We start from the raw sequence: 8,388 nt of genomic DNA on the forward strand, positions 1-8,388 counted from the left end.
GTTCGATTGCGCGCCGCTACACCTACCAACATCGTCCGGCTTCGTCAGCCCGAGGACATCGACGATCCCCTGACCGAGGTGCTGCGCGCCGGTGCCCGCCGCCTTCTTGCCCAAGCTGTCGAGATGGAGGCGGACGCCTTCCTAACGGCGATGCAGGATCTGCGGCTGCCGGACGGACGCGCGCGGCTGGTGCGGCACGGGCACGGTCCGGAGCGGATGATCCAGACCGGCATCGGCCCGGTCCCGGTAGCACGCGTTCGTGTCCGGGATCGCGGTGGGGCAGGACCTGCAGACCGGGTCCGGTTCACCTCGACGCTCCTGCCGAAGTGGGCGCGACGCACCCGCAGCCTGGATGCGCTGCTGCCGGTCCTGTACCTGCGTGGCGTCTCGACCGGCGACTTCCAGGAGGCGCTGGCAGCCCTTCTGGGTCGTGACGCTCCGAACCTGTCGCCGGCCGTCATCGCCCGGCTGACGGCAACCTGGGCAGACGAGTATGCCCGCTGGCAGTCTCGCGACCTCTCAGCCCGCCGCTACGTCTACGTGTGGGCGGATGGCGTCTACCTGCAGGCCCGGATGGAGGATCAGGCCGAGTGCATGCTCGTGCTGATCGGGGCAACGCCCGAGGGCCGGAAGGAGCTCGTCGGCTTCCAGGTGGGCGTGCGGGAGAGCGCCCAGAGCTGGCGGGAGTTGCTCGTCGACGTGAAGCGGCGCGGGCTGTCGATCGCGCCCGAGATCGCGGTCGGCGACGGCGCTCTCGGCTTCTGGCGGGCCTTGGATGAGGTCTTCCCCGGCACGGCTCACCAGCGCTGCTGGGTCCACAAGACCGTCAACATCCTCGACAAGGTGCCGAAATCGGTTCAGCCGGCGATGAAGGCCGACCTGCGGGAGATCCACGGCGCGCCGACCCGCGCGGCCGCCGAGGCGGCGCTGGCCGTCTTCGTCGAGAAGTACGGGGCCAAGTACCCGCGCGCCGCCACCTGTCTGACCAAGGACCGGGAGGCGCTGCTGGCGTTCTACGACTTCCCGGCCGAGCACTGGGACCACCTGCGCAGCTCGAACCCGATCGAGAGCGTGTTCGCCACCGTCCGGCATCGCACGGTGCGGACCAAGGGGGCGCTCTCGGCCACGACCGCCAAGCTGATGGTGTTCAAGCTGGTGATGGCAGCCTCGAAAACCTGGCGACGGCTGAAGGGCGAAAACCAGTTGCCGAAGATCGTGGCCGGCGTCATCTTCCGCGACGGGACCGAGGTCGCCGCGAGCCCAGATCACCGCGCCGCCTGACCGCCTCCGTCACCTAAAATCCTGCATAGCTCTGGCCGCCAACTGAGGATACGCAGCCGGAACAGTCGGCCAGCGATAGCGCCGCCCAGCCCCGATGTGACCGGCACTGGAAAACAGGTCGCGGTCCCCGATAGGGCCGCGGAGACGAACGCTTGCTGCTCGTCCGGCCCGCCAATCAAGTGTGAATGCGTGATCCGCGGTTGCCCCTGAAGGCTGCCGTCCCGCTTCAAGCTGAACAGTACCGTCACTTCCGAGCCCAATGCTGCGGCCGGCACGTTCTTCACGCGCGTGCAGGCCCCAAGTGCCCGCCACAGCTCCGGCAGTGTGTTGGCTGGCTCAGCCCATGCCGGCATGGGAACGGCAGCCAGGGCGAGCAGGACCCCTCTCATCCTGAAGGTTCGGATCACCGCGCGCATCGCTGCACCATATGCCGCCCCAATGGCTGGAGACCCGTATTTCTACGCCATCCGCTAGAAGTCGTTGCGGCGCGGGGAGGCAGAGCGGTAACCCGGCATACCGCCGTTCGGCTTCGCTGATAGCTTCGGGGGGATGCCAGGGCGCCAAATCTGTTCGCTAGCCACCGGCTCGTTCATGACCAGCTATGGCTGCTCCCGATCAGTCTATTCCAGGAGATTCGATGCCCTGGCGATGGTTTTGCCTGACGCAGATGCAGGAATGAGAAACGCCCGGACCGAGAACAGCAGGGTCATAGCCTCGGAAGCTCCGAGGCCCACGAGCGCAAAGGATGCAGGCAGGAACGTCAGCGTGGGGATCATGATGACGAAGCCGAGCACGGCGCTTGCTACCGCGATCTCGGTGATCGTGCGGAAGGCGGCGGAGGCTTCAAGGAACGCGCGTGGGATCGTATACAGCAGCGCGAGCGTGACGATGCTCCAGACACCGATGCCGATCCAATTCATCGGCTCACCGTCGAACCGGTCCTTGAACAGCAGGGCCTCGATCTCCGGTAGTGCCACCAGCATCATCGCTCCATAGACGAGACAGGCGCCACCGATGGCCGCGGCCGAACGCACCACGATGCGGTGCGCCTCCCTGACCTGCCCCTTTGCCAGAAGGCTGCTGATGTCGGGGAGAAGCATGTTGGTCAGCGCGACCGTCGCGATGCGCAAGGGTGCGTAGAGCACCAGCGTCGCCGCGATCGGCGCATAGGCACCAGGGCCGATCACGAAGGCCAGGAGCAGAGTAAGGCCCTGCCCTTGCACGGTGAGGCTGGTGATGCCCGCGAGCGACCACGCGAGCGCGCGCCAGATCACGAGATAGCGTGCCCGCGCCCGGGCGTGCAGCGAGAACCGCAGACGCTCGCGCAGGGCGCCATAAGACGCCGCGATGGCAACCGCGTGAGCGAGGGCGATGACGAAGAAGGCTTGATCGAGGAGCGCCGCCCCTTCTCCCCACATGCCTAACCCAAGGAAAACCATACCACAGCTGGCGTAGACGAGGTCGCTCAAGCCTGCGATCCGCGGCTGCCCACGCGCGACCAGGATGACCCGCAGGTAGCTGCGGAAGGCGTAGAGGCCGACGAAGGCACCCCCGGCCAGAGCGCCGAGGCCGATCACCGGCACGAGGGCGAGGCCGACGACCAGCGCCATCAGCGCCGAGACCAGGGCGGCACCCGAGCCGAACATCACGTCGTAGCCCCGGGCGGCCGGGCGGCCGCGGCTGCGGGTGAGATGGAGTGTGGCCGGGACCGCCACGAGGGCGCGGATGTAGGTGATGCCCACGGCGCCTACCGTAAACACGATCGCGAACAGCCCGTAGTCACGCGCACTGAGTTCTCGTGCGAGCAGAATGTTCAGCACGAAGTGGAACAAGCTCTGGACGAGCTCACCCGACAGGATCACCGCGAACCGCGAGCCGACAAGCCTCAGCGATGCACGGGCGAAAGGTCCGCCTATCCTCAGAGTTGCCCGGGTTTTGGGAGCAGTATGAGCGGTCCGATTTGACATGATTTTTGATGCGCTCGCCGAGCCTACGCGGCGTCAAAATAGCATGAGCTCTGCTAAAGCTTATAATGGGATATCGACATTGTTTCGGGTAATAAAAGGCTAATTTTTAGAAGGTACGATTATAATGTTGTATATTTTACTTTTCCTGCGTTTTCGAGCGGCGGCAGGCCAACGAAGGCGGCGAGCAGGTGGCGGATATCGGGTACGGTTAGCGGCGGCAGGTCGGCGGTTAGATCCGTCGTGACATCTCCCCCCGAAGAGCCGCCTTGCGCAGGTTGGCGAGATAGGCGTGAGCGACCATCGCCAGAGTGACGTGTCGGTGCCAGCCGACGTAGGAGCGCACTTCGTACTGGTCGAGCCCGACCTCGTCCTTGCCTGCTCAAAGTAGCTCTCGATCGCCCAGCGCGTGCCGGCGATCCGTACGAAGTCGGGCGGCGATGTCCCCTCGGGAGCATGGCTGAAGTAGAAGGTCTGCTCGCTCGGATCAGCCAGGAAAAACACAGCGCTATCAAATATTTGAGCAATATAAATATAACACTTATAATCTGCTCCGCCATCGTGTCGCTTTGAGCACACCTCAGATTTTCTCGTCCACAAATTGAGCTAAAACATTGTTGGCGCCGTGATCGCTCCGTAAGCGGTGTCAGGTCCTGTGTGAGCCGCGCCTCGAACAGCGTACTGATGACAGCCAAATCCGCCTTCACAAGCAGGCTGCGTTCCAAGACAATGTTTTGCGGCTTTGCGATGCTCGTCAGCCCATGCATTCCTGTCGCAGCGGCCGACCTGACCGCGCCGCATCCTGCGGCGGACATTCCTGCCTACACCGATTGGTCGGGCGGCTACATCGGCCTGGAGGGCAGCGCGGGCGGATCCTACGGGGCGTATAACTTCGGCCCAACGACAATCGGCGGCCGCTCCGTCCCGGCTTTCAAGAGCGGCGATGCCACCGGCCGGAGCGACCAGGGGCGGAACGCCACCACGGCGGTGGGCGGTCTGTTCGGCGGCTGGAACTGGCAGACCGGCCCGTGGGTCTACGGCGTCGAGGCCAGCCTCGACGCGGCGAACCTGAAGCGACCTGTCCCTTCGACGATCGCGGGTTTCGGCTACGGGGATGTGGACCCGGTCTTCAACATCGTGCGCGCCAAGACCGATCTCTACGGCGCCCTGCGCGCCCGCCTCGGCTACAGCTTCGACCGCTACCTGATCTATGGCGCCGTCGGGCTCACCGGGGCGAACGCGCGCTTTCTCGCTTCCTATCCGGATCTCGACACGGGCGGCCAGACCACGGCGCGGCGAGAGCTCGGCTATGTCGGCTTCACCCTCGGCGCGGGCGTGCAGTACGCCATCACCGACACCCTCGCGCTCGGCATCGACTACCGCTACGTCGACCTCGGCGGCAGTCGCGCCCTCACGCTGGGCAACGTGCCCGGTCTCGGCCCGATCACGACCCGGGCGAGCTTCACGTCGAACCAGATGTTTGCCCGGCTGATGTGGTTTCCAGATGGGCTGAAGGTGCCGCCCGATCCGGACGCGACGGCCCCGCACGATCCCGGCAACGGCGACACCGGCCGGTTCTCGCTGCACGGCCAGACGACGCTGATCGCCCAGGGCGTGCCGAGCTTCCGCTCGCCTTATGTCGGCGACAACAGCCTCGTTCCGCACCAAGCCCGGCAGACCACCACAGCCACGGCCTTCCTCGGCCTCCAGGTCACGGAAGGGACTGAGCTGTACTACAATCCCGAGTTCAGCCAGGGCTTCGGCTTGTCGGGCACACACGGGGTGGCTGGCTTCGTCAACGGCGAGGCGCAGAAGGCCGGTGCCCCGTTCCCGAGACTGCGCTCCAACCGCTACTACGTGAAGCAGACGTTCGGGCTGGGCGGCGAGACCGTGGAGGTGCCGGACGGGCCCAACCAGGTCGCCACCCGCTACGATTCCGAGCGGATCACGCTGATCGCCGGCAAGTTCGCGCTCGGCGACTTCTTCGACGGCAACGTCTACGCGCACGATCCGCGGGTCGACTTCTTCAACTGGTCGCTCTGGGGCGCCTCGGCCTGGGACTTCCCGGCGAACCTCCCCGGCTTCACCCAGGGCGTCTACGCCGAGTACAACCGGCCGGAATTCGCGATCCGCGCCGCCTACACGCAGGTCCCCAAGGAGCCGTCGAGCGACGTCCTCGACCCGCGGGTGTTCCGGCGCGCCGGACTGAACGCGGAGTTCGAGCAGCGCTACGTGCTCCCGTGGCTGGACCAGCCGGGCAAGCTGCGCATTGGGCTGTTCTCAAACGTTGCCAACTCAGCCAACAACCGGGAGGTGGTGACGCTGACGCAGCTCGGCGTGTTCGACGACATCAACGACGCGGTCGCGGCGACGCGGCGCCCCCGCCGCAAGACCGGCGGCTACATCAACCTGGAGCAGGCGCTCACCCCGGAGCTCGGGCTGTTCGCCCGCGCCAGCCTGAACGACGGGCGGACGGAGAACATCTCGTTCGCCGACATCGACCAGAGTTTCTCCGGCGGCCTGTCGCTGAAGGGCAAGGCCTGGGACCGGCCGGACGACACGATCGGGATTGGGGCTGCGATGAACGGCCTCTCGCCCTCGCACCGGGCCGCCTTCGCGGCCGGCTATTACGGACTGCTGATCGGTGATGGGACGCTGCGCTACGGCAGGGAGCGAGCCATCGAGAGCTACTACGCCCTGAACCTCACCAAGTTTGTGACCCTGACCTTCGACTACCAGTTCGTGAACAACCCGGGCTATAACCGCGACCGCGGCCCAGCTCACTTCTTCGCATCACGGCTTCACGCGGACTTTTAAGTAAAGGTGCAATCGCGATCTTTACGCCTCGTCAGTGCATGGCATGCGCAGCCCGCTGATTGAGCACTCCATCTGAATGATAGATCGGTAAAGATCTATTAGGCGAGAAGTCGCGAGGACGCTTTTCCGTAGCGCGCGACTGTGCCGCACCGGTCAGCATACTACCGCACGACCGTTGGGAACTTCCGAGCGATCTCTGTACAGGTCGCCTCTCGTCCCTGTGAGACGGCCATGCGCTCGAACTGTTCGCGTCCCGCATACATCAGCGGGACGGCGATGGACGAGCCGAGCTGCTCGAAGCAGCGCTTGGCATCTTCAACGATTTCCGGGTTGTATTGCGTGAATGCGCACTGCCTGGCGCTCCAGCGCAGTAGGCCGTGCATTCGAAGTACCCCTGCACAATCCACTGCTGCAGAAGATCCACCATATCCCGCTATCAGCAGGCATACCGCGCCCGTGAATGCAATCCCAGATCGTAAGATCCGTTTGAACATCGGCGTTGCTTGATCGCCAATCGAGATGTCTAGCGCATATCGGGCTATGCAGGCGCGCGGCGCAGCCGAACCGGACATGGAGGGCCCATAACGTCATGAGCATATCCACATCACCACCACAAGTCGTTCGTTGCTGGGGACGGCCACAAAGGGCCTGATGGTCGTCGCGCTGCCAGCCATGCTCGCCTTCGCCGGGACAGCCTGAATTTCTGGCAGCGGCACTGGCAGGTTCTCGAGATCTTCCACGTCGCTGGGCACGCTGCCGGTAACCGCACCACAATCTTGAAGCGCGTGCCCCTCCTTCGAACACCAGCCTGGCTTCCCTGCCGCGCTCAAATTGGCATCCGAAATCCTGCGTCAATTCACACTCTGAGGTGTCGTAATCTCAGATTTATTGGTCTGGAGCGGATAAATAGCATTATTAAGTTTATGTCTAGCGATTTTTCATGTAATTTTTACAAACGATTGATCGTTTCTAATCCGTAAATAGCTTCTGCAATATTAATTTTCTGTTAACCATCTCGCGTTAACGGTTTATTTAAAGGATTTCTGAGGCCCATCTGTCAGGCTCCCATGACTAAGGTAGAAGTGCCCCTATCTGGGTCCGAGATTTTAGCTGCAGGACGTCGTCTTCAACAAGCACGTATCCGTGCCATCAGCGAAAACATTGCCAATGCCAATTCAACCGCAAGCGTAAGCGGAGCAGATCCCTATCGCCGAAAAATCGCCGTGTTCGAACCGATCAGTTCGACAGGTCCTGAGATGCCGGTCGTGCGTATCGTGCGCGACACCAGCGAGTTCCGCATCCAGTACGATCCCAGCAACGTGGCAGCGGATGCGCGTGGCAACATCAAGCTGCCGAACGTTAATATGGCGACGGAAATCGCTGATCTCCAAACGGCCATTCGCGCATACCAGTCAAATTTGAGTGCCATGTCCTCTCTAGATGCCGTTCAAAAGGCCACAGCCGATTTACTCAAATAATCTCAATGCAACGGCTGTGCCGTTAAGCGTTCAGCGTCGAAATTACAGGCAGGCCGTGGTCACAACATTTTCATGTCTGCAAGGGCGTCCCCTTGCGGACAGGGGGTACGCGACGGAGCGCTCAGCCTCGGCCCAGCATCGCTGACCGGCGACGGCGCAGGCACGCCCTCTCCCAGCGGACGCAACCTGGACACCGACTTTGCGACAACTCCCGGACGGTGCCCTTGTAACCACTTATGGTGCGTTCCCGAACTTACGAGAATGAGCATAAGCTTTGACCGTCGTGGGGATCTCGCCATGAGACCCACAGCCTTAGCTGATCCCATCGGGAGTTCCCCCGGCTTTGCCGGGGAGGCAGTAGGCGTTTGACGTTTTCGGCAGTGTCCATCGAAGAAAATCTCTCCGTGAGCCGCCAAGCACACGGGAAGATCTTCAACGATGGACAAGTTCGAGAGCTTAAGCCACACCAAGGGGGTAATTACCCACCCCCTTATGAATTCCGAAAAGCCAATTAAACCAGCAGTTTGGCGGACGAGTGAAATTTTACGCCCGTGAGGATTTTCAGCGCGCGAGAGCGGAGTTTCCGATCAAAATAGTAAGGACGTGTTATTCGAGGCATTAGACCCGACGCGGTCGCAGCGAGTACTGGTACCGCCGCCACAATTACTATAACGGCAGGATCGGCGAAAAACTGCCCTAACTGGTTGATTTGGCAGAAGAAATCCCGATCTAGTCCAGGGGTGAGTAATAACCCAAGGGGGCATGCAAATACCACGTCGTTTTCATCCCGAAGGGGCGTAGAAAGGCACTCTACGGGACGCTGCGTCGTACTCATCCGGCGTGGACCG

6 protein-coding genes are annotated in these 8,388 nt (G+C 62.7%); 3 read left to right on the forward strand and 3 right to left on the reverse strand.

The window, feature by feature from the left end:
- The first annotated feature begins 6 nt into the window (after positions 1-6).
- Complete coding sequence (locus tag MFF22_RS19140; protein ID WP_238251050.1) at positions 7-1,281, forward strand: IS256 family transposase; 1,275 nt, start codon at positions 7-9, stop codon at positions 1,279-1,281.
- On the opposite strand, the gene MFF22_RS24910 is transcribed toward MFF22_RS19140, so the two are convergent.
- Both MFF22_RS24910 and MFF22_RS19145 read right to left on the reverse strand, forming a co-directional pair.
- Complete coding sequence (locus tag MFF22_RS24910; RefSeq protein ID WP_503128771.1) at positions 1,266-1,697, reverse strand: UCP034077 family protein; 432 nt, start codon at positions 1,695-1,697, stop codon at positions 1,266-1,268. The genes MFF22_RS19140 and MFF22_RS24910 overlap by 16 nt on opposite strands.
- A gap of 204 nt (positions 1,698-1,901) precedes the next feature.
- Positions 1,902-3,143 carry an MATE family efflux transporter gene (locus MFF22_RS19145; RefSeq protein WP_007564013.1) on the reverse strand — a complete coding sequence of 414 codons (1,242 nt, stop codon included), beginning with the start codon at positions 3,141-3,143 and terminating at the stop codon, positions 1,902-1,904.
- 849 nt (positions 3,144-3,992) lie between these two features.
- Here MFF22_RS19145 and MFF22_RS19155 point away from each other — a divergent pair.
- A complete protein-coding gene (locus MFF22_RS19155) occupies positions 3,993-6,062 on the forward strand; it encodes a carbohydrate porin (RefSeq protein ID WP_238251047.1) in 2,070 nt (689 codons plus the stop codon).
- Positions 6,063-6,223: 161 nt separating this feature from the next.
- On the opposite strand, the gene MFF22_RS19160 is transcribed toward MFF22_RS19155, so the two are convergent.
- Positions 6,224-6,445 (reverse strand): hypothetical protein, encoded by a 222-nt coding sequence (locus tag MFF22_RS19160; protein ID WP_007564015.1) that lies wholly within the window; start codon positions 6,443-6,445, stop codon positions 6,224-6,226.
- 684 nt (positions 6,446-7,129) lie between these two features.
- On the opposite strand from MFF22_RS19160, the gene flgC reads away from it, so the two are divergent.
- Entirely contained in the window at positions 7,130-7,540 is a 411-nt protein-coding gene (gene flgC / locus MFF22_RS19165; RefSeq protein WP_081496985.1) for a flagellar basal body rod protein FlgC, read from the forward strand.
- Positions 7,541-8,388: the final 848 nt, after the last annotated feature.

The sequence above is a fragment of the Methylobacterium persicinum genome, assembly GCF_022179525.1.
Lineage (GTDB): Bacteria > Pseudomonadota > Alphaproteobacteria > Rhizobiales > Beijerinckiaceae > Methylobacterium > Methylobacterium persicinum.